The sequence below is a fragment of the Stenotrophomonas sp. 278 genome, assembly GCF_003935715.1.
In the GTDB taxonomy this organism is placed as follows: domain Bacteria; phylum Pseudomonadota; class Gammaproteobacteria; order Xanthomonadales; family Xanthomonadaceae; genus Stenotrophomonas; species Stenotrophomonas maltophilia_AH.
In genome coordinates, this window is the sequence record NZ_RHPP01000024.1 from 1 (window position 1) to 22,241 (window position 22,241).

19 protein-coding genes and 1 pseudogene are annotated in these 22,241 nt (G+C 66.8%); 9 read left to right on the forward strand and 11 right to left on the reverse strand.

The features are described from left to right. Positions 1-659 (reverse strand): annotated as a pseudogene (locus tag EGJ34_RS06070) (amidohydrolase); the annotation flags it as partial. After that, on the reverse strand, positions 656-2,065 hold the full coding sequence (locus tag EGJ34_RS06075) for an amidohydrolase (protein ID WP_125359606.1): 1,410 nt from the start codon (positions 2,063-2,065) through the stop codon (positions 656-658). The pseudogene EGJ34_RS06070 and the gene EGJ34_RS06075, both read right to left, overlap by 4 nt. A gap of 279 nt (positions 2,066-2,344) precedes the next feature. Between EGJ34_RS06075 and EGJ34_RS06080 the strand changes: the two genes are divergently transcribed. From EGJ34_RS06080 to EGJ34_RS06090, 3 genes are all read left to right on the forward strand, one after another. Beyond that, on the forward strand, positions 2,345-5,725 hold the full coding sequence (locus EGJ34_RS06080) for an autotransporter domain-containing protein (protein ID WP_125359607.1): 3,381 nt from the start codon (positions 2,345-2,347) through the stop codon (positions 5,723-5,725). Between the two features lie 110 nt (positions 5,726-5,835). Next, positions 5,836-6,612, forward strand: coding sequence for an AMP nucleosidase (locus EGJ34_RS06085; protein WP_125359608.1), 777 nt, complete (start codon positions 5,836-5,838; stop codon positions 6,610-6,612). A 53-nt stretch (positions 6,613-6,665) separates the two neighbouring features. After that, positions 6,666-7,205 (forward strand): DUF924 family protein, encoded by a 540-nt coding sequence (locus EGJ34_RS06090; protein WP_125359609.1) that lies wholly within the window; start codon positions 6,666-6,668, stop codon positions 7,203-7,205. Between the two features lie 106 nt (positions 7,206-7,311). On the opposite strand, the gene grxD is transcribed toward EGJ34_RS06090, so the two are convergent. After that, on the reverse strand, positions 7,312-8,238 hold the full coding sequence (gene grxD / locus EGJ34_RS06095; RefSeq protein WP_125359610.1) for a Grx4 family monothiol glutaredoxin: 927 nt from the start codon (positions 8,236-8,238) through the stop codon (positions 7,312-7,314). Between the two features lie 57 nt (positions 8,239-8,295). Between grxD and EGJ34_RS06100 the strand changes: the two genes are divergently transcribed. Beyond that, the gene (locus EGJ34_RS06100) at positions 8,296-9,132 is read left to right on the forward strand and encodes a polysaccharide deacetylase family protein (RefSeq protein WP_125359611.1); all 837 of its coding nucleotides are present in this window, start codon (positions 8,296-8,298) and stop codon (positions 9,130-9,132) included. Between the two features lie 261 nt (positions 9,133-9,393). Here the strand turns inward: EGJ34_RS06100 and EGJ34_RS06105 are convergent, their stop codons facing one another. The 3 genes from EGJ34_RS06105 to EGJ34_RS06115 are packed head-to-tail and all read right to left on the reverse strand — an operon-like array spanning position 9,394 to position 11,981. Continuing rightward, complete coding sequence (locus EGJ34_RS06105; RefSeq protein WP_185750078.1) at positions 9,394-10,065, reverse strand: methyltransferase domain-containing protein; 672 nt, start codon at positions 10,063-10,065, stop codon at positions 9,394-9,396. Positions 10,066-10,082: 17 nt separating this feature from the next. Then, positions 10,083-10,706, reverse strand: a complete 624-nt coding sequence (locus EGJ34_RS06110) for an SGNH/GDSL hydrolase family protein (protein WP_125359613.1) — start codon at positions 10,704-10,706, stop codon at positions 10,083-10,085. A 3-nt stretch (positions 10,707-10,709) separates the two neighbouring features. Then, positions 10,710-11,981 carry a pyridoxal phosphate-dependent aminotransferase gene (locus tag EGJ34_RS06115; protein ID WP_125359614.1) on the reverse strand — a complete coding sequence of 424 codons (1,272 nt, stop codon included), beginning with the start codon at positions 11,979-11,981 and terminating at the stop codon, positions 10,710-10,712. 131 nt (positions 11,982-12,112) lie between these two features. On the opposite strand from EGJ34_RS06115, the gene rsgA reads away from it, so the two are divergent. Further along, positions 12,113-13,207 (forward strand): ribosome small subunit-dependent GTPase A, encoded by a 1,095-nt coding sequence (rsgA, locus tag EGJ34_RS06120; RefSeq protein WP_185750077.1) that lies wholly within the window; start codon positions 12,113-12,115, stop codon positions 13,205-13,207. On the opposite strand, the gene EGJ34_RS06125 is transcribed toward rsgA, so the two are convergent. Both EGJ34_RS06125 and EGJ34_RS06130 read right to left on the reverse strand, forming a co-directional pair. Further along, complete coding sequence (locus EGJ34_RS06125) at positions 13,208-13,684, reverse strand: RES family NAD+ phosphorylase (RefSeq protein WP_125359616.1); 477 nt, start codon at positions 13,682-13,684, stop codon at positions 13,208-13,210. After that, positions 13,681-14,133, reverse strand: coding sequence for an antitoxin Xre/MbcA/ParS toxin-binding domain-containing protein (locus EGJ34_RS06130; protein ID WP_125359617.1), 453 nt, complete (start codon positions 14,131-14,133; stop codon positions 13,681-13,683). The genes EGJ34_RS06125 and EGJ34_RS06130 overlap by 4 nt, the downstream gene beginning before the upstream one ends. 110 nt (positions 14,134-14,243) lie before the next feature. Between EGJ34_RS06130 and EGJ34_RS06135 the strand changes: the two genes are divergently transcribed. Continuing rightward, entirely contained in the window at positions 14,244-15,500 is a 1,257-nt protein-coding gene (locus EGJ34_RS06135) for a flavohemoglobin expression-modulating QEGLA motif protein (protein WP_125359618.1), read from the forward strand. Positions 15,501-15,592: 92 nt separating this feature from the next. Here the strand turns inward: EGJ34_RS06135 and phbB are convergent, their stop codons facing one another. From phbB to EGJ34_RS06150, 3 genes are read right to left on the reverse strand one after another with little or no spacing between them, the layout of a single operon-like run. Continuing rightward, entirely contained in the window at positions 15,593-16,333 is a 741-nt protein-coding gene (gene phbB / locus EGJ34_RS06140) for an acetoacetyl-CoA reductase (protein WP_125359619.1), read from the reverse strand. 19 nt (positions 16,334-16,352) lie between these two features. Beyond that, positions 16,353-17,678, reverse strand: a complete 1,326-nt coding sequence (locus EGJ34_RS06145; RefSeq protein WP_125359632.1) for a CitMHS family transporter — start codon at positions 17,676-17,678, stop codon at positions 16,353-16,355. Between the two features lie 27 nt (positions 17,679-17,705). Beyond that, complete coding sequence (locus tag EGJ34_RS06150) at positions 17,706-18,887, reverse strand: porin (RefSeq protein WP_125359620.1); 1,182 nt, start codon at positions 18,885-18,887, stop codon at positions 17,706-17,708. Between the two features lie 173 nt (positions 18,888-19,060). Between EGJ34_RS06150 and EGJ34_RS06155 the strand changes: the two genes are divergently transcribed. From EGJ34_RS06155 to EGJ34_RS06165, 3 genes are read left to right on the forward strand one after another with little or no spacing between them, the layout of a single operon-like run. Beyond that, entirely contained in the window at positions 19,061-19,750 is a 690-nt protein-coding gene (locus EGJ34_RS06155; protein ID WP_125359621.1) for a response regulator transcription factor, read from the forward strand. Next, positions 19,737-21,119, forward strand: coding sequence for a sensor histidine kinase (locus EGJ34_RS06160; RefSeq protein ID WP_125359622.1), 1,383 nt, complete (start codon positions 19,737-19,739; stop codon positions 21,117-21,119). Before EGJ34_RS06155 ends, EGJ34_RS06160 begins: the two co-directional genes overlap by 14 nt. Further along, on the forward strand, positions 21,116-22,174 hold the full coding sequence (locus EGJ34_RS06165) for an ABC transporter substrate-binding protein (protein WP_125359623.1): 1,059 nt from the start codon (positions 21,116-21,118) through the stop codon (positions 22,172-22,174). The genes EGJ34_RS06160 and EGJ34_RS06165 overlap by 4 nt, the downstream gene beginning before the upstream one ends. Positions 22,175-22,241: the final 67 nt, after the last annotated feature.

Here is a 22,241-nt window from a genome sequence, read left to right on the forward strand (position 1 = left end):
AGCGTGGCACGGCCCGCTGGCGTCAGCAGGGCGTGCGGCGAATCGGCCGGCACCCGGCCGCGGGCTTCACTGACCATCTGTTCGAGCAGCATCCACTGCGCGGCGCGCGAGCTGCCGGTCAGTTCCGCACCGGACGCGCCCAGGCGGATGTAAAGCGCAAGCGGGCCGATCGGATCAGCGCTGCCGTCCAGGCGCATCACACCGCCCTGGCCGGCGATGAACGAGCCGCCGGTGTTGGCTCCCAGCGCGGTGAAGCCGATGCCGTCCAGACGTGCCACCGGAATCAGCACCGAGGCCGGGTTGTAGGCCAGGGTGACGTCGAATTCCGGGCGCAGCGGCTGGTCTTCCAGCTTCAGCGTGCTGTGCACGGTCGAGGATTCCCCCGACACCTCGTCGATGCCGATGTCGGTGATGCCGCCAAACAGAGCAGGGGTCAGCGGTTTGCCCGCGGCCTCCACCACGCTGGCACCGGCCGGCGCGGTCAGGCTCGCACCGACGGCGCGGATCACGCCGCCCTGCACCAGCACGTCGGTGTGTTCCAGGCTGCCGCGCGAGGTGGCGGTATGTACGGTGGCATTGCGGATCAGCACGTCCTGGGCGAAGGCCGGCGCGCTGGCCAGCAGGGCGGCCAGGGCTGCAGTCAGGGCAAGGCGGCTCATGGGCGTGCCTCCTGGCCGAGCATGAAGTCCGACAGCGGCTGCCGGCGCGCATCCACGCGGTCGAACACCTGATGGCCGTCGATATAGACCTTCTCGGCCTGCGCGTAGGAACTGAAGGGGCTGCCGTTCCAGACCACCACGTCGCCCATCTTGCCGACCTCCAGGCTGCCGGTCTGCTGCTCCACCCCCAGCGAGCGGGCGGCGTTGTAGGTCAGCCACATGATCGCGCGCTCCGGCGCGATCTGCATGCCGGCGCGGCGCGCGTTGGCCATCACTTTGGCGGCTTCCTGGTTGAGGCGCTGGATGCCCTCCGGCGAATCGGAGTGCACGATGGCGCAGCTGTTGGCGGGGCGGTCTACCAGCGCGATGTTCTCCTGGATGCCGTCGAAGGCTTCCATCTTGAAGCCCCACCAGTCGGCCCACAGCGCGCCGCACACGCCTTCGGCCGCGAGGCGGTCGGCGAGCTTGTAGGCTTCCACGCCATGGTGGAAGGCCGCGATCTTGAAGCCGAATTCCTTGGACAGGTCCAGCATCGTCGCCATCTCATCGGCGCGGTAGCAGTGGATGTGCACGCGGATGTCGCCGTTGATCGCGCCGGCCAGGGTGTCCAGCTTCAGGTCGCGCTTGCCGCCGGCGTCGCCGGCGCTGTCGCCCTTTTCATCGCCGCTGAACCAGCGCTTCTTCTTGACCTTCTTCGGGCTGTTCTTGGCCAGGTACTCGCTGGCATCGATGAAGGCCGCGCGGTAGCCGGCCACGTTGCCCATGCGGGTGCCCGGGGCCACGCCCTTGCCGCCGCCATACACCCGCTTGGGGTTCTCGCCACAGGCCATCTTCAGGCCCCACGGCGCGCCGGGGAACTTCATCGCCTGGTAGGTGGTGGCGGGCACGTTCTTCAGGGTGACGCCGCGGCCGCCGACGAGGTTCGCCGAGCCCGGCAGTACCTGCATCGAGGTGACGCCGCCCGCCAGTGCGGCGGCAAAGCCCGGATCCTGCGGCCACACCGAATGTTCAGCCCAGACGTTGGCGGTGACCGGCGCGGTCATCTCGTTGCCGTCGCTGTGCGCGCCGACGCCGGGGCTGGGGTACACGCCCAGATGCGAATGCACGTCGATGATGCCGGGCGTGATCCACTTGCCACGGGCCTCCACCTGCACCGCGTCGGCCGGAGCCGGCAGCGCGCTGCCCACGGCCGCAATGCGGCCGTCGCGCAGCAGCACGTCGGTCTGTTCCAGCCGGGCACCGGTGCCGGTCAACACCGTGGCGTTGCGCAGCAGCACCGGAGCCGAGGCGATCGGCGCGTAGGTGCTGGGGTAGGGATCCTCGGTGAACCGCGAAGCGGAATTTGCCGCGGGCGCGGCCAGTGTCAACAGTGCCAGGCCCAGCCCGGCGCTCAAGTGCGTTCGCATGTAGTCCCCGACGTGCATCAGTGCAATGACCGACGCTAGCTGCTTGGCAGGGGCATTGCCAAGTGCCATGTGGCGCGCGTGTGGGGGAATTCCCTATGTTGGTTTTCGGCAACTGCCGTTACTGTGATGCGGTCCGCAATTGCGGACATTGCCTGGCAATGTCTGCCGGGTGCTGCGCCACGCGCAGTCGCATGCCTCGGATTGGCATGCATTCCGCGCCGAGGTCACCGACATCTGTTCGGTACCCGGTCCGTTCTACCTTCAAGGAAGTTGTTTTTGATGAGCCCCTCTCCGAAGTTCCGCAGCACCCTCCGTCGTCCCTCTCCCAGCCTGCTTGCCTCGGCCATCACCGGCACCCTGTTCGCTGCGCTTGCGATGCCCGCGCTGGCGGCCTCCCAGGCCGATACCCTGGCGGGCTACCAGCAGCAGCGCATGCTGCAGCGCGCCGCCTTCGTCGAGCGCGGTGCCGCCGCCTCGCCGGCAGTCCGCTACCAGCCCAGCGTCGCGCCGCCGGTCGACAATGGTCCCGTCAACGGCACGCCCGGCGACGCCAGCAGCTGGCGCAGCGCTGAGTTCAGCGCCGATTGGGGCCTTGGCAGGATCAATGCCGATGCCGCCTATGCGCGCGGTCTGAGCGGCCAGGGCATCCGCCTGGGCGTGTTCGACAGCGGCACCGGCCTGGACCACAGCGAGTTCGCAGGCAAGGACCACCGCAGCATCCACCTGGCCGATCGCCTGGCCGATGGCAGCGCCTGTACCAACGTGTCGATCCTGTCCGGGGCCGATGCCTGCTTCAGCAGCGATGGCGATGATGTGGCCGTGGATGCGCTGCTGCTCAATCTGGATCAGGTCGACACCGATTTTGTTAACAGCCGGGGGTACTACGAGGGCCTGACGTACAACACCCACGGTACCCATGTCGCCGGCACGATCGCGGCCAACCGCGACGGCACCGGCACCCATGGCGTGGCCTACGGGGCCAACCTGTCGGTCGCGCGGCTGTTCTTCAACAGCGCGAGCATCATCGAGCGTGATCCGATCGATGGGCTGGGCCAGTACGCGCTGGGCGGCGTAGGCCCGTCCGACGCGGTGTTCGCCGATCTGTACGACCAGTTGAACGCGCAGCAGGTGCGCGCGGTCAACCACAGCTGGGGCTTCTCCAACGAGCCGACCACGACCGAGCAGCAGGACCTGTACTTCACCGATGCTGGTCTGGCCGACTACTTCTCCATCATTGCGGACGGCTCGCGTGCCGCCGGTCTGATCCAGGTGTGGGCGGCAGGTAACACCTTCCCGGCCAACACTTCGCCGGAATCGGCACCGATTGCCGGTGTGCACGCCTCGCTGCCGCGTGCCTACGAGGACATCGAGCCCTACTGGCTGAGCGTGGTCAACGTCGACCAGAACGATGTGCTGGCAGACAGTTCCATGCGTTGCGGTCCGACCGCCAACTGGTGCATCGCCGCACCGGGTACGGACATCCGCTCCACCGTGTACGGCGCGGACTCCGCCCTCAATGGCACCCTGGACGTCGTCAACGACGACATCGTGTTCGATGTCACCAGCCGCATGCCGACCTACGCCTACGACAACATGACCGGCACGTCGATGGCGACCCCGCACGTCACCGGCGCGTTGGGGCTGCTGTTCGAGCGCTTCCCCTATCTGACCAGCGCGCAGGTGCGTGACGTGCTGCTGACCACCGCCACCGACCTCGGTGCCGAAGGCGTGGACGATGTGTACGGCTGGGGTCTGCTGAACCTGGCGACGGCCATCGAAGGCTACGGCCAGCTGCGCGTGGACACCGACGTGGTGATGAACCAGAAGGCCGGTGGCCTGAAGGTGTGGGAGGGCGATGCCTGGGACGACTGGACCAACAACATCGGTGGCCCCGGCCATCTGACCAAGTCCGGTATCGGCTGGCTGCGCCTGAGCGGCGACAACAGCTTCAACGGGGCCACCGTGCGCGAAGGCGTGCTCGAGCTGGACGGCGTCAACAGCCTGACCGGTTCGCTGGATGTCGCCGGCGGGCAGTTCCTGCTCAATGGCACCCTGCGCAACATGGCGTTCAACAGCAGCGCCGGCAACAGCGTGGTCAGCGCCAGTGGCGTGCTCGACAACACCGACCTGGCGATCAGCGGCGGCGTGGTGTCGTTCAACGGCGTGCAGACCGGTGGCAGCACCGTGGTGGGCGTCAAGGGCACATTGAAGGGCATTGGCCGGTTAGGCGACACCCGCGTGGAAGGCACGATTGCCCCCGGCAACTCCATCGGCACCCTGACCATTGATGGCGACTATGTGCAGACCGCCACCGGCGTTTACCAGGCCGAACTCGCTCCGGGCAGCCGCAGCGACCAGCTGTACGTGACCGGCAGCGCCAGTCTGGACGGCACCCTGGTCGCGCTGCCGGAAGACGGTGTGTACTACCTGGGCGAGCAGTTCAACTTCCTGGTGGCCGAGGGCGGCGTGAATGGTCAGTTCGCCACCACCGACTTCTCCGCCTTCTCCCCGTTCCTGCAGTTCAGCCTGACCTACGATGCGCAGCGCATGCGTATCGACGTCACCCGCGGCAGCGCGCTGGCTTCGGCGGCCTCCACCGCCAACCAGCTGGCCGTGGCCACGCAGATCGACGGCCTGGCGATCAGCCAGGGCCTGCCGCAGCCGCTCACCCAGCTGTTCCCCGAGCAGGTCGGTCCTGCGCTGGACGCCCTGAGCGGCGAACTGCACGCCGCCACGCCGATGCTGCTGGTCGAAAGCAGCCGTTACGTGCGTGATGCCGCGCTGGGTCGTTCGCTGGGACAGCGTGCACCGGGCGAAGCCGAGGGCGGCGCAACCGGTGCCTGGGTGCAGGCGATCGGCGGCAGCACCCGCCTGGATGGTGATGCCAACGCGGCACGCAGCGAAGGCAACAGCAGTGGCCTGCTGGTCGGTGCCGACCATCGGTTCGGTGGCTGGCAGGTCGGCGCACTGCTGGGCACTGGCCGTACTGACCTCAAGCAGGGCCAGGGCCGCCGTGCCAAGTCTGAAATCGACAACACCCACTTTGGTGCCTATGTCGGCCACCAGTGGGGCGGTTTCGGCCTGAAGGCCGGCCTGGGTTACTCCCGTCACGACGTGGACAGCCAGCGCAGCCTTGCTTTCGCCGGCTACCAGGACACGCTGTCGGCCAGCTACGACGCCACCACCCGCCAGGCCTTCATCGAAGGTGGCTACCGCTTCGGCGGCGTGCAGGGCGGGCTGGAGCCGTACCTGCAGGTGGCCCGCGTGGAAGTGGACGTGGACGGCATCACCGAGCGGGGCGGCGCGGCCGCGCTGAGCGGTCAGGCCGCGGACACCCGCACCACCCTGGCCACCGCCGGTGTGCGTTTTGATCGGGGCCTGAAGGCTGCCTGGCAGCAGGATGCCTGGCTGCACGTCGTGGGTGGCGTTGGCTACCGCAAGGCGTTCGGTGACCGTGACCAGGTGGCCGATCTGGCCCTGGCCGGCAGCGACGCCTTCCGGGTGACCGGTGCGGCCATTGCCGACAACGCGGTCGTGGCCGAGCTGGGCCTGTCGGCCTGGCTGAGCCCGCGCCAGCAGCTGGAACTGGGCTACAACGGCCAGTTCGGCAGCGAAGGTCGCGACCACAGCGTCAACGCGCGCTGGTCGCTGCAGTTCTGATCCGGCCCGACCGGTAGGGGAGAAAAGGCGGCCACGGCCGCCTTTTTTCTTGCCATTTCTTCCATCAGCCGGAGAATTGCCGCACGGAAATAAAAACAAGAAGAACGGGCATGAAGAACAAACAGGAAATCGTGCAGAACTGGCTCCCGCGTTACACCGGCGTGGCCCTGGACCAGTTCGGCGAACATGTGCTGCTGACCAACTTCGGCGGCTATCTGCACACCTTTTCGCAGCTCACCGGTGCGCCCATCCAAGGGGTGGACCGGCCGATGGCCAGTGTCACCAGTGATGGCATCACCCTGATCAATTTCGGCATGGGCAGCCCCAACGCCGCCATCGTGATGGACCTGCTGTCAGCGGTGATGCCCAAGGCGGTGCTGTTCCTGGGCAAGTGCGGCGGGTTGAAGCGCAAGAACCAGCTGGGCGACCTGATCCTGCCGATCGCGGCGATCCGTGGCGAGGGTACCTCGGGTGACTACCTGCCACCGGAAGTGCCGGCGCTGCCGGCCTTCGCGCTGCAGCGTGCGGTGTCGACCACGATCCGCGATCTGGGGCACGATTACTGGACCGGAACGGTGTACACCACCAACCGCCGGGTCTGGGAACATGACGAGGCATTCAAGGAAAAGCTGCGCCAGATGCGCTGCATGGCCATCGACATGGAAACCGCCACGCTGTTCGCGGCTGGCTTTGCCAACCACATCCCGATCGGGGCGTTGCTGCTGGTGTCGGACCAGCCGATGATCCCGGACGGGGTCAAAACCGAAGCCTCCGACGCCAAGGTCAGCTCGCAGTTCGTGGAAAACCATATCCAGATCGGCATCGAGGCGCTTAAGCTTATCCGGCGCAACGGCAAGTCGGTCCGCCACCTGCGCTTCGACGAATGATGCGGACAGCCAGGGCAGGCGTCACCGAGACGGCCGGCCTGCAGGGGTATGGAATGGACATGGCGACGAAGGTGGTCGAATTCTGGACGAACGCGGGACCACAGCAGTGGTTCACGCGCGATGACGCGTTCGATGCACGTTTCCGCGAACTGTTCCTGGAAGAGCATTTCGCGGCGGCCAAGCGCGCACGCGAGCATTGGCTGGTCAGCGCGGAGGGCGCGCTGGCGCTGATGATCCTGCTCGACCAGTTCCCGCGCAACTGCTTCCGCGATACCGCCCATTCGTACGCCACCGATGGGTTGGCGCGGCATTACGCCATGCGTGCGGTGGAAGAGGGCCTGGACCTGGAACTGGTTCCGAAGCTGCGCGCCTTCATCTACCTGCCGTTCGAACATTCCGAAGATCCGCAGGACCAGGAACGTTCGGTGGCGATGTTCGATGCGCTGGGCGACAAGGAGTACCTGCAGTACGCCGAGCTGCACCGCGACATCATCCGCCGCTTCGGCCGCTTCCCCCACCGCAACGCGGTGCTGGGACGCATGCCGACCCCGGAGGAGCTGGACTATCTGGCCGAGGGTGGGTTCTCGGGGTAATGCCCTATGACACGCATGGCGTGTCACTACGCGGGCCCAAAAAAAAACGCCGGCAATTGCCGGCGTTTTTCGTAGGTGACACGCCCTGCGTGTCACGCAGCGTCGATCAATACTTCGGCACCGCGTTGTCCACGTCTTCCGACCAGGCGTCAATGCCGCCGGTGATGTTGTGCACGTTGGTGAAGCCCTTTGCGCGGAACTGCTCGGCAGCCTGCGCGCTGCGCCCGCCACGGTGGCACAGGAAGGCCAGCGCGGTGTCCTTCGGCAGTGCCTCCAGGCGGGCGCGGTTGTCACCGTCGAAGGTCTCGAACGCCGCATTGATCGAGGCGATCGCGCGTTCGTCGGCCGGACGCACGTCCACCACCGTGATCGTGCCCGCGCGCAGGCGGTCATCTGCGTCACGCACGCTCATCTCCTGCACCGGCTTGGGGGCGTTCGGATTGTCGATCGCCAGGCCCTTGCCGCGGATGTCGTCCACCCAGTCGATGGTGATGCCTTCAGCGCGGCGCGCGCTGGAGACGTCAAACTGCACGCGCAGGCCGTTGGACTCGGCCGCAATCGCGTTGTCATCGTGTGGCACCAGCTGGAAGTTCGGCTGGAAGCCGGCATCGATGCTCAGCTGCAGCGAGGCCCCCGGCGCGTCCGCCAGCGCCCCGCGCAGCATTTCCACTGCGGCCGGGGTCACCGTGATGCGCGGCGGGGTGCGGTCCGGCGCGGCCAGGCCCAGCACGCTGCTCAGTTCGCCGCTGCCGGCCATCTGCAGGATGATGTCACTGCCGCCTACCAGCTCGCCTTCGATGTACAGCTGCGGGATGGTCGGCCATTCCCCGTAGACCTTGATGCCTTCGCGGATTTCCGGGTCGGCCAGCACGTTGACGTGGGCGAACTCCACGCCCAGGTCCTGCAGCGCGCCCACGGCCTTGGCCGAGAACCCGCACTGGGGCATGGTCGGCTGGCCCTTCATGAACAGCACGACGCGGTTGGCGTTGAGGATGGATTCGATGCGCGAGCGCAGGGCGGGATCAAGGGACATGACGGTAGGTCCGGGATATTCGAACTCGTCATTCTACGCGGCATGGCATCATGGGGCATGACCGATCCGGAAACGTTGAATCGCATTCCCCGCCGCCCGTGGCGCTGGCTGCCCTGGCTGGTGGCCTCGCAGCTGCTGGTGGCCCTGGCCTGGTGGAAGGCCAGCTGGCTGCTGGGCCTGCCCCTGATGGTGGCTTCGCACGCCCTGTTCATGGTGCCGGTGTTCCTGCCCAACAGCCGTTTCTACGCGCCCGTGCTCAGCCGCTTGTCCGGCGCGGCCCCGCACGTCTGGCTGACCATCGACGACGGCCCCTCGGACGAAACCCCGGCCGTGCTCGACCTGCTCGATCGCTACCAGGCCAAGGCCACCTTCTTCATGGTCGGCGAACGCGCCCTGGCCCGGCCGGACCTGGTCGCACAGGTGCTGGCGCGCGGGCATGATCTGGGCAACCACAGCCACAGCCACCCGCAAACGCGCTTCTGGCGGCTGGGGCCGGCCACCATGGGCAGGGAAATCTCGGCCTGCCAGCAGGCCCTGGCCCAGGTCGCCGGCGCGCCACCGCGCTGGTACCGCTCGGTGGTGGGCATGACCAACCCGTTCGTCGCGCCCGCGCTCAAGCGCCTGGGGTTGACCCGGGTCGGCTGGAGCGCGCGGGGCTTCGACGGCGTCAACTGCACGCCGCAGTCAGTGCTGGAACGCCTTCGCCCCGATCTGCAGGCCGGAGCCATCGTGCTGCTGCACGAAGGGGCCGCGCACGGCCATAACCTGGCGATTATCGAGGCGGTGCTGCAGGAGCTGCAGGCGAAAGGGCTGCGGGCGGAACTGCCGGATGCGCCCGCTCCCATTGCTGATGCGCCCAGCTCCCCAGTGAGGCCTGCGCCCACAGCAGCGTGAGCGAAAGCCCCAGCGCCAGCACCCCGGTCACCCGGCGGCGCTGGTGCTGCAACGCGCTGCCGATGCCCAGCAGCAGCGCCAGCACGCTCAGGCCCAGCCCAACGAACAGCAGCACCAGCAAGGCCAGCGGCACTTCCTGCATGTCTTCATAGGCAGGGCGATGCGCCACCTGCGCGGTGACCGCGAACACCACCAGCGCGCACAGGCTCACCACCAGTGCGGTGATGCCCAATGCCGAATGACGCGGACCGGCCTGCATGCTCAACCGCGCGTGGCGGTGAACAGCCAGTTGTTGAACGGGGTGTTGCCGTACAGCGGCGTCATCTGCAACTGCAGCCCGGCCGCTTCCAGCGGCGCACGCACACTGGCGGCGTCCGGGTAATGGCGGGGGCGGGTGCCCATCCAGCCCACCAGATGCGCCAGCATGTCGGTGATGCGGGTAGTACGGTCGCGACCACTGTTGTCGGCCAGCACGGTGCGGATCACCAGCCGCCCGCCCGGTGCCACGCGCGCGGCGGCGTCGGCCAGCAGCTTCGGCTGCGCTTCGGCGGGAAGATACTGCAGCACGTCCAGCAGGGCGACGCTGCCCTGGTGCGCCGGCAATACTGCACTGGCGTCCACGACGTCAAAGCCGGTATCGGCCAAGCCGGCGCGACGGTCGGCGCGTACCGCGCGGGCGATCTTGTCCGCATCCACGTCCACGCCGAGATACGGCATGGTCTGGCCGTTCTGCCGAAGGACATGCGCCAGCAGGCCCAGGCCGCAGCCGATGTCGAGCAGCGGCTGGGTGTCGCCGCGCAGGGCGGCCAGCACGCCGGGGAACAGCGGGTCGCTGCCCAGCTTGCCGCGGGTGTAGTAATAGTCGCGGCGGTTGCCGAAGCGCTGCGCCGGCATGAAGGCGTCAGCGATGCGGCGGGCCTGCTCCCTGGCCAGTGGTAGGGCGTCCGTGCTCAGGGGAGTACCTCGTCGTTCAAGTGCCGGTACGCGACCGGATACGCCTGCTGATACCACTGCGTGTACAGCGCGGCGGAAGGGTGGAGGCCGTCTTCGGCCAGCATGGCCACCTCGCCACCGCGGGCGCGGCTGACCGGGGCGGTGTCGATGAAGGCAATGCCGTGCTGGGTGCACACCGCAGCGGCGGCCGCGTTGTAGGCGTCCAGCTCGTGTGCGATCTGCGCCACGTCGCGGCCGGAGCCCGCGGCAAACGGGGTCACGCCCCAATCCGGAATGGCCAGCACCAGCACCCGGCGCGCACGCTGCCCAGCAAAGCCCAGGGCGCGTTGCAGCAGCGCCGCGAACTGGGTGCGGTACTCGTCCACGGAGCGGCCACGGTACTGGTTGTTCACGCCAATCAGCAGGGTGACCAGGTCAAAGGGTCCCTGCGGTGCCGCCGCATCAATGCCGGCGTAAAGCTCGTCGGTGGTCCAGCCGGTAGTGGCGATGATCTGCGGGTCTGCGATATCCACGCCGGCCGCGCGCAGGGCGCGGGCCAGCTGCATCGGCCAACGGTCTTCAACCGCCACGCCCTCACCGATGGTGTAGGAATCGCCCAGCGCCAGGTAACGCAGCGCCATCGCTCAGGCCACACTGCGGGGCTTGAGCGGCACCACCTTGGTGTTGGCTTCGGCACGGCGTGCCAGGGCACGGTCGATGCGGGCGAAGACGTCGCGCATCACGCCTGCTTCCGGCAGCAGGGTCACGCGGAAGTGATGGCGATAGGGCACGTTGAAGCTCGAGCCCGGCACCACCAGTACGCCTTCTTCGTTCATCAGTTCCAGCGCAAAATCGTGGTCGTCGAACGACTTTGCCGCCGCACCCACCACCGCAGGGAATGCATACAGCGCGCCCGCCGGAGCCACCAGCGAAAGATGCTCGCTGGCGTTGCAGGCTTCAATCACCGCGCGGCGGGTCTCATACAGGCGACCACCCGGCGCACACAGTTCGGAAATGGTGCCCGGTCCGTTCACGGCGGCCTCGATGGCGTACTGGCCAGGCACGTTCGCACACAGGCGCAGCGCGCTCAGCAGGTCCATTGCCGCGCGGAACTCGCCCAACTGCTCGGCCGCGCCGGACAGCATTGCCCAGCCCACGCGCCAGCCGCAGGCGCGGTGCACCTTGCTCAGGCCGCTGAAGGTGATGCACGGGTGCTCGCCGGCCAGCGGGGCGACCGGCTGGAACTGCGCGCCGTCGTAGAGGATCTGGTCGTAGATCTCGTCGACCATCAGCAGCAGGTTGTGCCGGCGCGCGATCTCCACGATGCGCTCCAGCAGTTCGCGCGGATAGCTCGCGCCGCTGGGATTGTTGGGGTTGATCAGGACGATCGCGCGGGTGCGCGACGACACCAGCGTTTCGATCTCGCTCGGGTCGGGCTGGAAGCCGTTCTCCGGGGCGCAGCGGTAATACACCGGGCGACCGTCGTTGAGGATGGTGGCGGCCGACCACAGCGGGTAGTCAGGCGAGGGCACCAGCACTTCATCGCCCGGGTTCAGCAGGGCACGCAGCGAAAGATCGATCAGCTCGCTGACGCCATTGCCGATGAACACCCGGTCCGGGTGCGCGTCTGGCGCGCCACGGCGTGCGTACGCGGCGGCAATCGCTTCGCGTGCCACCGGCAGGCCCTGCTGGTGGGTGTAGGGATCGGTGCGGCCCATGTCGTCGGCAATGGCGCGCTGCAGGTGTTCCGGTGCGCGGAAACCAAAGTTGCCGGGGTTGCCGATGTTCAACTTGATCAGCGTGCGGCCCTGGGCTTCCAACTCACGCGCTCGTCGTGCCAGCTCGCCCCGGATCTCGTAGCGGACTTCGGACAGGCGCTCGCGGGTCGCGAGCGGCTTCAGCGGTGGCGTTGACATGGCTGGGCCAGGTTGGGCATGGAAATCGCATGGTAGCGGAAATGCTGCGACGCGGGGCAAGCCCTCTCCCGAGGTAAATCCTGAGCGCTGGCAGGCAGTTGCCGGCCATGCCTCAAGGTAGAATGCGCAGGATGACCGACCCGATCGATTACCCCGCCCTGCAGACCATTGGCTGGCCCTGGTCTGGCGCGCCTGAACTGCCCGCCTGGCAGGACCTGTTCAAGGCGCACCCGCAGGCCCGTCCGGGCCGGGTGATCGAGCAGCACCGCACCGGGTATGTGGTGGCCGACGCCCCGGATGCAGCGCTCAAGACCGAGTCACCGGCCGAGTGGCAGCGCCCGCGCTTTCCCAGCCATGAGCGTGCCGCCGTCGGCGACTGGGTGCTGCTGGACGGCATCAAAATTGTCGCGCTGCTGCCCCGGCGCACCGCGATCAAGCGCGGCGCGGCCGGTGAGCATTACCACCAGCAGGTGATCGCGGCCAATATCGATACCGTGTTCATCGTCTGCGGACTGGATGCCGACTTCAACCCGCGTCGCATCGAGCGTTACCTGCTGCTGGTGGGCGGGGGCGGCGCGCAGCCGGTGGTGGTGCTGACCAAGGCCGACCAGACCGAATACAGCCAGGACGCCCTGGACGTTCTGGAGGAACTGGCCGCGCAGGACATTCCGCTGCTGGCAATCAACGGCAAGGACCCGGAAAGTGCCGGCGCGCTGCTGCCGTGGCTGGGCCCGGGCCGGACCGTGGTGCTGGTCGGTTCCTCCGGTGCCGGCAAGAGCACGCTGACCAACACCCTGCTCGGCGAGCAGCGGATGAAAACCGCCGACGTGCGCGGCAACGACTCCAAGGGTCGGCACACGACCACCCACCGCGCGCTGATGCCACTGCCGGCCGGTGCCTGCCTGATCGATACCCCCGGCATGCGCGAGCTCAAGCCGACCGGCGAAGAAGCCTTGAGCGAGGGCGGCTTTGCCGACGTGGAAGCGCTGGCCGCGCAGTGCCGGTTCCGCGACTGCGCGCATCAGAGTGAACCCGGCTGCGCGGTGCGCGCGGCGATTGATGCCGGCGAACTGGACGAAGAGCGTCTGCTCAACTACTTCAAGCTGAAGGAGGAAGTGGCTGCGGCTGCTGCCAAGCTGGCCGTTCGCCAGGCTGAGACCGCGCAGGAGCGCGGCAAGGGCAGGGGCCAGCAGTTCCGCCCGGCCGGCAAGCCGCGCCGGCGTTGATTAGCGGGCCCGAAACAACAGGTTGTACTGCAATCGTCTTGTTGCCCGCGCAGAAAGGCGCTGTGCATCCGCATGCTGCGCATTGATCAGCACCACCGTCTCCTCCGGCACGATCACCGACGGCAGCTCCACAAGCGCCTGACCCTGCGCCAGGTACCACGCCGACCCAGCCTCCACCGACACCACCCCATGCGGAATGGCATCCCAGCCAGCGGGCAGGGCATCGGCGCTGACGATCCGCCGTGCCGCCCACACATCGTCCGGCACATCGATCTCGATCACATACTTGTTCAGCGGCAGCCCGCTGTCATCGATGTGCGCCGCCGTTTCCAGCACCGCCATGGCCAGCGTAGGCGCGGCGTACACCACGGCCTGCCCGGGCTTGTTCCAGCGTCCCGGTGAGTAAGCTGCACCGACCCCACTGAGATCCTCAGGCCGCCAGGTAGGTCCCGTCGAGCCAATCCGCGCCAGCTTCACTGATACGCACCGCTCTGGATGGCCCCCAGTACCCGCATCACCGAGGCGCGTCCGCTGGGCGTGTCCATCAGTTCCGCGGGTGCCAGCCCGCCCAGGGCGGGCTGCGGCCGTTGGATCCACTCACCGACCCACTTCTGCACATCGAAGTTGCGCGCCTCGGGATTGTCGGTTTCAGCCGCCAGCATGTCCTCGACCTTGTTGATGAGCTCCATCAGGCCGACCACCGACTGCCCGGGCGTGCCGCCGAACAGCGCCTTGTCGCGCATCTTCTTGGTGAAGGTGGCTTTGGGAATTCGCACGAACACCTGGAAATCGGCGCTGCTTTCAAACACGTCGTCGATCAGCCCCTTGACCACCTGATATGGGACGCCCTCGCGTTCGATCCGGACCCGTTCTGTCAGCGGCGCGGTGCGCAGCAGGGCGCGGAAGCTGTTGGCGGAGGAGCACATGGCGGCTCGGCGTGGCTAAGTATGTCCTTAATGTAGGCCAAAAATAGTCGCAAGCAAGTGAAGCTGTCGCCTTTGCCCACCGAAGTCATTGATCCTGTTAATGTCCGCCCATGAACACCGCTCCGATCACCGCGGACCGTGACGTGGCCTACCACACCCAGCTGGATGCGCAGCTGGTCGAAGCCGTTGGTGACATCAAACTGCTGGGGCTGACCAGCTGGCCCGCCGCGCTGCAGGCCCCGTTCCTGGCCAGCGTGGCGCGCGGACAGCCGGTATTGCCGCAGGTGGACTACCCGAAGCTGGATTTCGGCGGTACCCGGCAGGCGCTGGCCAGGATTAGCGCCCAGTGCGACGCCAGCCATCCGCTCGGTCAGTACGTGCAGCGTTCCGCGCAGAGCTGGGACTTGGCCGCTGGGCTGCTGGAATCACTGGGCACTACGGCGGTGGATGGATACTCGGTGCAGCTGTATGGCGCGCCGGAGCAGCCATTGCCCGGCCACGGACCTAGTACCCGTGAAGCGGCGCGCCATTTCATCCAGATCGCGCAGGAGCTGGACCACGAGCTGCTGGCCCCCGAAGAGCAGGTGCCGGTGTCGGCCACCGCGCTGATGCTGCAGCTGCAGAGTGATCTGGATGCGTTCTTCGAGTCGCGCATCATCCAGGTGCAGCTGGACCCGGACCTGATCTCCAAAGCCGCTGCGGGTCCCACTCGCATCCGCCTGCGCACCAGTGCACGCTTCAGCGCGTATGACCGGGCGCAGCTGTTCCACCATGAAGCATTGGTGCATTCGCTGACTGCGCTTAACGGTCGCGAACAGCCGCACCTGCCCAGCCTGGCCCTGTCGTCACCGCGCGTAACCGCGACCCAGGAGGGCTTGGCCACCTTTGCCGAGCAGATCACCGGCAGCATCGACATCGAGCGGCTCAAACGCATCAGCCTGCGCACCGAGGCGATTGCCATGGCGCGCGAAGGTGCCGATTTCATCCAGGTGTTCCGCTACTTCTGCGATGCCGGGCAGAACCATGAAGAGAGTTTTGCTTCGGCGCAGCGGGTGTTCCGTGGTGTTCCCACAGCGGGTGGGGCGGCGTTTACCAAGGACACCGTGTATCTGCGTGGACTGGTGTCGGTGCACACGTTTTTCCGTCACATGCTGGCTGAAGATCGCCTGCAGAACTGCCGGTGGCTGTTCGCCGGCAAGATGTCGCTGACCGATGCAGTTGACTTCGCGCCGCTTTTCGAAGAGGGCATTCTGCGCCCACCGCGCTGGTTGCCGCATTGGGTGAGCCGCGCCAACGGGCTCGCCGGAATGCTGGCCTTTTCGCTGTTTGCCAATAGGATCCGGATGGATCAGTTGGCGGCGGAGTAGCGCGCTGCGCGCCGCCCGACCAACGGTCGGGCGCTACCGATTCACGTGCCGATGACGTTCCATGGTAGGTACCGACCGTTGGTCGGTACGCTTCAAAACATGTGCAATCCGCCGTTCACCGCGTAATCCGCGCCGGTCACATACGCCGCATCATCCGACGCCAACCACGCGCAAAGACTGGCCACTTCCTCCGGCTTGCCCAACCGGCGGATCGGCACCGACCCGGCCAGGCGGTCCAGCACATCCGGCGGGAAGCTGCTGATTGACTGGCTGGCGATGTAGCCGGGCGAGATGGTGTTCACGGTCACCCCGCGCGTGGCCACTTCGTTGGCCAGTGCACGACTGAAGCCATGCATGGCCGCCTTCGCGGTAGCGAAGTTGACCTGCCCGATCTGGCCCTTGTGCGCACTGACCGAACCGATGTTCACGATGCGTCCCCAGCCACGCGCGGTCATGCCGTCGATCACCTGTTTGGTGATGTTGAACAACGCATGCAGGTTCGAGCCCATCACCGCGTTCCAGTCGTCCTGGCTCATCTGCCGGAACAGCACATCGCGGCTGCCGCCGGCGTTGTTCACCAACACATCGATCTCGCCGACTTCGGCCTTGACCTTGGTGAAGGCTGCCACGGTGGACTGCCAGTCGGCCGCGTTGCCTTCGGAGGCGATGAAATCAAAGCCCAGTTCACGCTGCTCGCGCAGCCAGGCGGCTTTGCGCGGCGAATTTGGTGCACAACCCGCCACGACGGTGTGGCCGTTGCGGGCCAGCTTCTGGCAGATGGCGGTGCCCACACTGCCCATGCCACTGGTTACATATGCGATGCGAAGCGTCATGAATTTCTCCTGTCAGCAATCAGGAAGCAAAGGGATACAGGCCGCAGATCAGGCTGCCGACCATCAGCACCAGCGACACCATCACCGCCCACTTCAGGGTGAACTTCTGGTGGTCGGCAAAATCCACCTTGGCCAAGCCGACCAGCAGGTAGGTCGAAGGCACCAGCGGGCTGAGCAGATGCACCGGCTGACCGGCCAGCGAGGCGCGTGCCATTTCCACCGGAGTGATGCCGTAGTTGCCGGCCGCTTCGGACAGGATCGGCAGCACGCCGAAGTAGAACGCGTCGTTGGACATGAAGAAGGTGAATGGCATCGAGGCAATTGCGGTGATCACCGCGAGGTACGGGCCCCAGGCATCCGGAATCACCGCCAGGAAGCTGCGTGACATGGCTTCAACCATGCCGGTGTTGTTGAGGATGCCGGTGAAAATGCCGGCGGCGAAGATCAGCGACACCACCGACAGCACGTTGCCGGCGTGGTTGACCACGCGGCGGCGCTGCTCGGCCAGGTTCGGGTAGTTGATCACCAGTGCAATCGCGAAGCCGACCATGAACAGCACCGGCATGGGCAGCACACCCATCACCAGCGCCACCATCAGCGCCAGGGTCAGCGCGAAGTTCACCCACAGCAGCTTCGGCCGCTTGGTGTCCTCGGCGTCTTCCACGGTGGGCAGCGCGCCATCATCGGAAACGCTGGCGTCCATCCAGGTGCCACCGCTCGGCAGGGTGACCACGCCGAGGCGACGACGCTCCTTCAGGCCGAGGTACCACGCCAGCAGCAGCACCGAGGCGCAGGCCAGCACCATCGCCGGAATCAGCGGCACGAACACATCGGCAGGGTCCACGTGCAGCGCGGTGGCCGCACGTGCGGTGGGGCCGCCCCACGGCGTCAGGTTCATCACGCCGCCGGCCAGGATGGTCACGCAGGTCATGTTCAACGCGCTCATGCCCAGGCGCTGGTACAGCGGCAGCATCGCCGACACCGTGATCATGTAGGTGGTGGAGCCGTCACCGTCCAGCGAGATCAGCATCGCCAGTGCGGCGGTACCGAGCACGATCTTCATCGGGTCGCCCTTGACCAGGCGCAGGATGATCCGCACCAGTGGGTCGAACAGGCCGGCGTCGATCATCACTCCGAAGTACAGGATGGCGAACATCAGCATCACGCCGGTCGGCGCGATCTTCTTGATGCCATCCAGCATCATTTCGTCCAGCCCGGTGGCAAAGCCGCCAATCAGGGCGAAGATGATCGGAATGGTGATCAGTGCCACCAGCGGCGACAGCCGTTTGCTCATGATCAAATACATGAACGTAATGACCATGCCAAAGCCGAGGATGCTGAGCATCATCTGCGGACTCCTTGTTGCGTAGGGTTAGAAATCGAACTGCAGGCGGCCGGTGACCGCGCGGGTGTGGTCAACCGTGGTGCCCGCAAGCCGGTCGCGGTTACGGCTGTTAATCAGGTTCAACATGAAGCGCAGGTTCGGGCGCATGTACCAGTTGCCGCCCAGGGTCCACGCCTCGGTGCGGCCGTCGCGCAGGTCCGGCTGGCCGATCAGGTGCTGGTCGCCGCGCATCTGGTCGTAACGCAGTGCAAGTTCGAAGGCACCGGCCTTGTGCTGGATGTTCTTCACCCGGGCAAAGCGCCCGGTCTTCTTGTCGTACGCGCGCGATTCGCCGGTGACGAACCAGCTGAGCATGCCGTAGCCGGCCAGCACCTTGCCGCGCTGCATGCCGTCGTCGAAGGTGGCCCCGCTGAACTCGCCCTGCCAGGACAGAGGCCCGCGTACCTGCGCGTATTCCATCGACCACTTGTTGACGTCGGTGTCGCGACCGGCCGAAAAGTCGACCAGGGTCAGGCGGCTGTTGTCGCTCAGGTGCCCGGCCGGGCGCGGGCGGATCTTCAAGCCCGGCACGCCATTCGCGCCCGGGTTGTCGTAGCGCTCGTGCGCCAGCGACAGGCCCAGGTGCAGCACGTCGCCGGCTGTAGCGCCCGGAGCCCAGGTCACGCGGCCACCGGCGGCGCGGCCCTTCACCTGCCAGGCGTCAATGCTTTCCAGGCTGTACGCACTGGCGGCCCAGGTCATGTCGTTGCGTGCGGCCTGCCAGGACGCACCCAGCCGGTACAGCGGAGCCAGGGTGGTGCCGGCGTTGCCGCGTTCCAGGAAGCTGCCGTAGTTGGAACCGGTGCGGTCGTCCAGCGAGAAGTACTGCTTGAACTGTCCCAGAGTGAGCTTGCCGCCGCTGAAGTCGCGGCTCACATAGACGTCTTTGGCCTCTACGCGGTCGCCGGAGAAGTCGGCTTCCAACTTGTAGTCGACCACGAAGAACTTGCCGGACATATCCAGCCAGGCACGGCGGATCTCGGTGTCGTCCTTGTTCGGAGTGCCGCGGTTGTCGTTGTCGAAGTCGGCAAAATCCAGATGCAGGCGGCCGCCAAACGTAGCGGTCACCGGGCGTTCGTCATTGCCCGGTTCGGCGGCCCACAGCGGGGCCATGGGAATCATCAGAGTGCAGGCGGCCAGCCCGCGCCAGCGCAGGAAATCAAGAGACATGCACCCTCCCAGGTACGTTGTAGGTCGAAACATCCGCACCGTGGGGGAGGTGGGATGGCGCAGCCTAGTGCCCGGAAGCTGTCATCCACCTGTCAGCCATTGTTGCGCCGCAACGTAACCACGGAGGGCCCGCTACGCGCTAGCATCTGGGCACCTTTGAACGTGTGTGGCCGATGCGCATCCTGCTGGTGGAAGACAACCCGGACCTGGCCGACGCCATCGTCCGCCGCATGCGCCGCAGCGGCCATGCGGTGGACTGGCAGAACGACGGTCTGGCCGCCGCCAGCGTGCTGCGCTACCAGAGCTTCGACCTGGTGGTGCTGGACATCGGTCTGCCCAAGCTCGACGGTCTGCGCGTGCTGGCCGGCATGCGCGAGCGTGGCGATGCCACGCCGGTGCTGATGCTGACCGCGCGCGACGGCATTGAAGACCGCGTGCAGGCGCTGGACGTGGGCGCGGATGATTACCTGGGCAAGCCGTTCGACTTCCGCGAGTTCGAGGCGCGCTGTCGCGTGCTGCTGCGGCGCGCACGCGGGCAGGCCAGCGAAGTGGTGCAGATTGGCGGCTTCCAGTTTGACAACGCCTCGCACCGTGTATCGCTGGATGGCACGCCGATTGAACTGCCGAACCGTGAGTTCCGGCTGCTGGAGATCCTGATGGGTCGGCTGGGGCAGGTGGTCGGCAAGGACGAGATCGCCAACGGCCTGTTCGGTTTCGATGACGAAGCCGGTCCCAATGCGATCGAGCTCTACGTGGGTCGACTGCGCCGCAAGCTGGCCGATGCGCCGGTGCGCATTGTCACCGTGCGCGGCAGTGGATACATGCTGGAAGCGGCGGAAGAGGCGGGCGATGGCAGCCGCTGACGCCGCGCCCGGCTCGCTGCGGCGCACGCTCACCCTGTATCTGGGCGCGCTGCTGGCGGTGTTCGCGGTGGCGCTGTTGTTCGCCGCGCGTGACTACGGCCAGCGTGCTGCGAACCGCTCCTACGACCACCTGCTGGTGTCGTCAGCGCTTTCGATCATCGATTCGGTCGCGCTGGTGGAAGCGCAGTGGCAGGTGGACCTGCCATATGCCTCGCTGGACCTGCTGTCGATGGCTCCGGAAGACCGCGTGTTCTATCGCGTGTTCGACGCCCACAACCAGACCGTGACCGGCTACGAGGACCTGCCTGCACCACCGCGTGAACCGACGGATCTGCCGCAGCTGTTCGACGCCCAGTACAGCGGTGAAACCGTGCGCTTCGTGGTGGTATCGCGTCGCGTGTCTTCGCCGTCCACCCAGGTGGAGGTGCGCGTGCAGGTCGGCCAGACCCGGCGCGCACGCGAGGCCTTGGCGCAGGACATGGTCAACCGCTCATTGCTGGCGATCGGCGTGCTTTCGCTGCTGTCGCTCGCGCTGGTGGCCTTCGGTGTACACCGTGCGTTCCGTCCGCTGGTGAAGGTTGAGCGCGAGCTGTCGCGCCGTGAGCCCTCCGACCTGAGCCCATTGGATGCGCGGGTTCCCCGCGAGATGGACCAGATGGTGGCCGCGCTGAACCGCTTCATGGGCCGGCTGTCCAGCAGCAATGAAACCCTCCGTGCGTTCATGGCCGAGGCCGCCCATCAGATGCGCACGCCCTTGGCCGCGTTGCGCGCGCAGGCGCAGCTGGCGCTGGACGACGACGACCCCGAGGACATGCGGCGCAGCCTCGTCGCCATCGAGCGCAACGCCACCCATATGAGCCGCCTGCTCAACCAGCTGCTCAGCGACGCCAGCGTCATTCACCGTTCCAACCTGCAGCGCTTCGCGCCGGTGGACCTGGTGGAAACCGTGCACCAGGCCTTGCATGAAGCGCTGCCGCAGGCTGGCCCAGCCCCGCGCGTGCAGCTCGCGGTGGGCGTCACCGCCGCCAGCGTCAACGGTGATGCGCTGCTGCTGCGCGAAGCGATCAAGAACCTGATCGACAACGCGCTCAAGTACGGCGGTCCCGGCGACCTGCAGGTTGCGCTCACTGCCGACCGCAAGTGCTTCGTGCTCACCATTGCCGACCACGGTCCCGGCATTGCGCCCGCCGATGCCGAGCGCGTGTTCGAGCGTTTTGCCCGTGGCGAGGGGGCTGCCGCAGGCGGGGCAGGGCTGGGCCTGGCCATCGTCAAACGCGTGGTGGACAGCCATGGCGGCCATATTGACCTCAGCAACCGGCCCGGCGGTGGGCTGGTCGCTACTTTGACACTGCCCGGACGGAACACATGAAGGCGCTGATTTCCCTGTTGCTGGCCCTCTGCACAGGCACCGCGTTGGCCGCGCCTGGTGACGTAGAGCGTTTCCCAGCCAAAGGCCCGGCGCTGTCACAGCTGCGCATCCACGGTTCCACCGACATCGAGGTGTTCGGCACCGTGATTGCTGATTACCAGCGCCTGTACCCCGGCACCGAGATCGTCTACGAAGACATCATCACCCAGGACATGTACGCGCGTTACTTGGACGAGCGCAATGGTCCTAACGGCCCGGACATGCTGATCAGCAGCGGCATGGACCTGCAGACCAAGCTGGTCAACGACGGCTACGCACTGGCCCACCGATCCGCGCAGACCGAAGCGCTGCCGGACTGGGCGCAGTGGCGGCATGAGGCCTTCGGCATCAGCTACGAGCCGGTGGCCATGGTCTACAACACCCGCCAGCTGCCGAAGGCGAGGGTGCCACACACGCGCCGGCAACTGCTGGAACTGCTGCGCGCCCCGGATGCCCCGCTGGCCGGCAGGGTCGGTACCTACGACGTGCAGCGCAGCAGCGTCGGCTATCTGCTGGCGACTCAAGACACCCAGCGCGGCAGCATGGCCGGCGCGTTGCTGGGCGCGCTGGGCGACAACCAGGTCGAGTTGGAAGAACGCACCGGCGTACTGCTGGACGCGGTAAGCAGCGGTCGCCTGTCACTGGTGTACAACGTCCTCGGCTCCTACGCCCAGGCCCGCATTGATGCCGGCGAGCCGCTGGGCATCATCGAGCCCGAGGACTACACCCTCGTGGTGCTGCGCACCGCGATCATCCCACGCAGCAGCCGCCACCCGGACGAAGCCCGCCGCTTCCTTGATTACCTGTTGTCGCCACGCGGCCAGCAGGTGCTGTCCCGTGAAGCCCGCCTGATGCCGATCCTCTCCGGCCAACGCCCGCAGCAACCCGGCGGCACCCCCGAGCGCAGCTACCGCCCGATCCAGCTAGGCCCCGGCCTGCTGATCTACCTCGACGCCCTCAAGCGCCGCCAGTTCCTCGACGCCTGGCGCGGCAGCATGCTCCCCCCGAACCCGTAATCCGCTTAGGAGAGTGATGGGTGGACGGCTTTGGTAGCGTCGGTCGCAAGACGACGGCCGATAACGC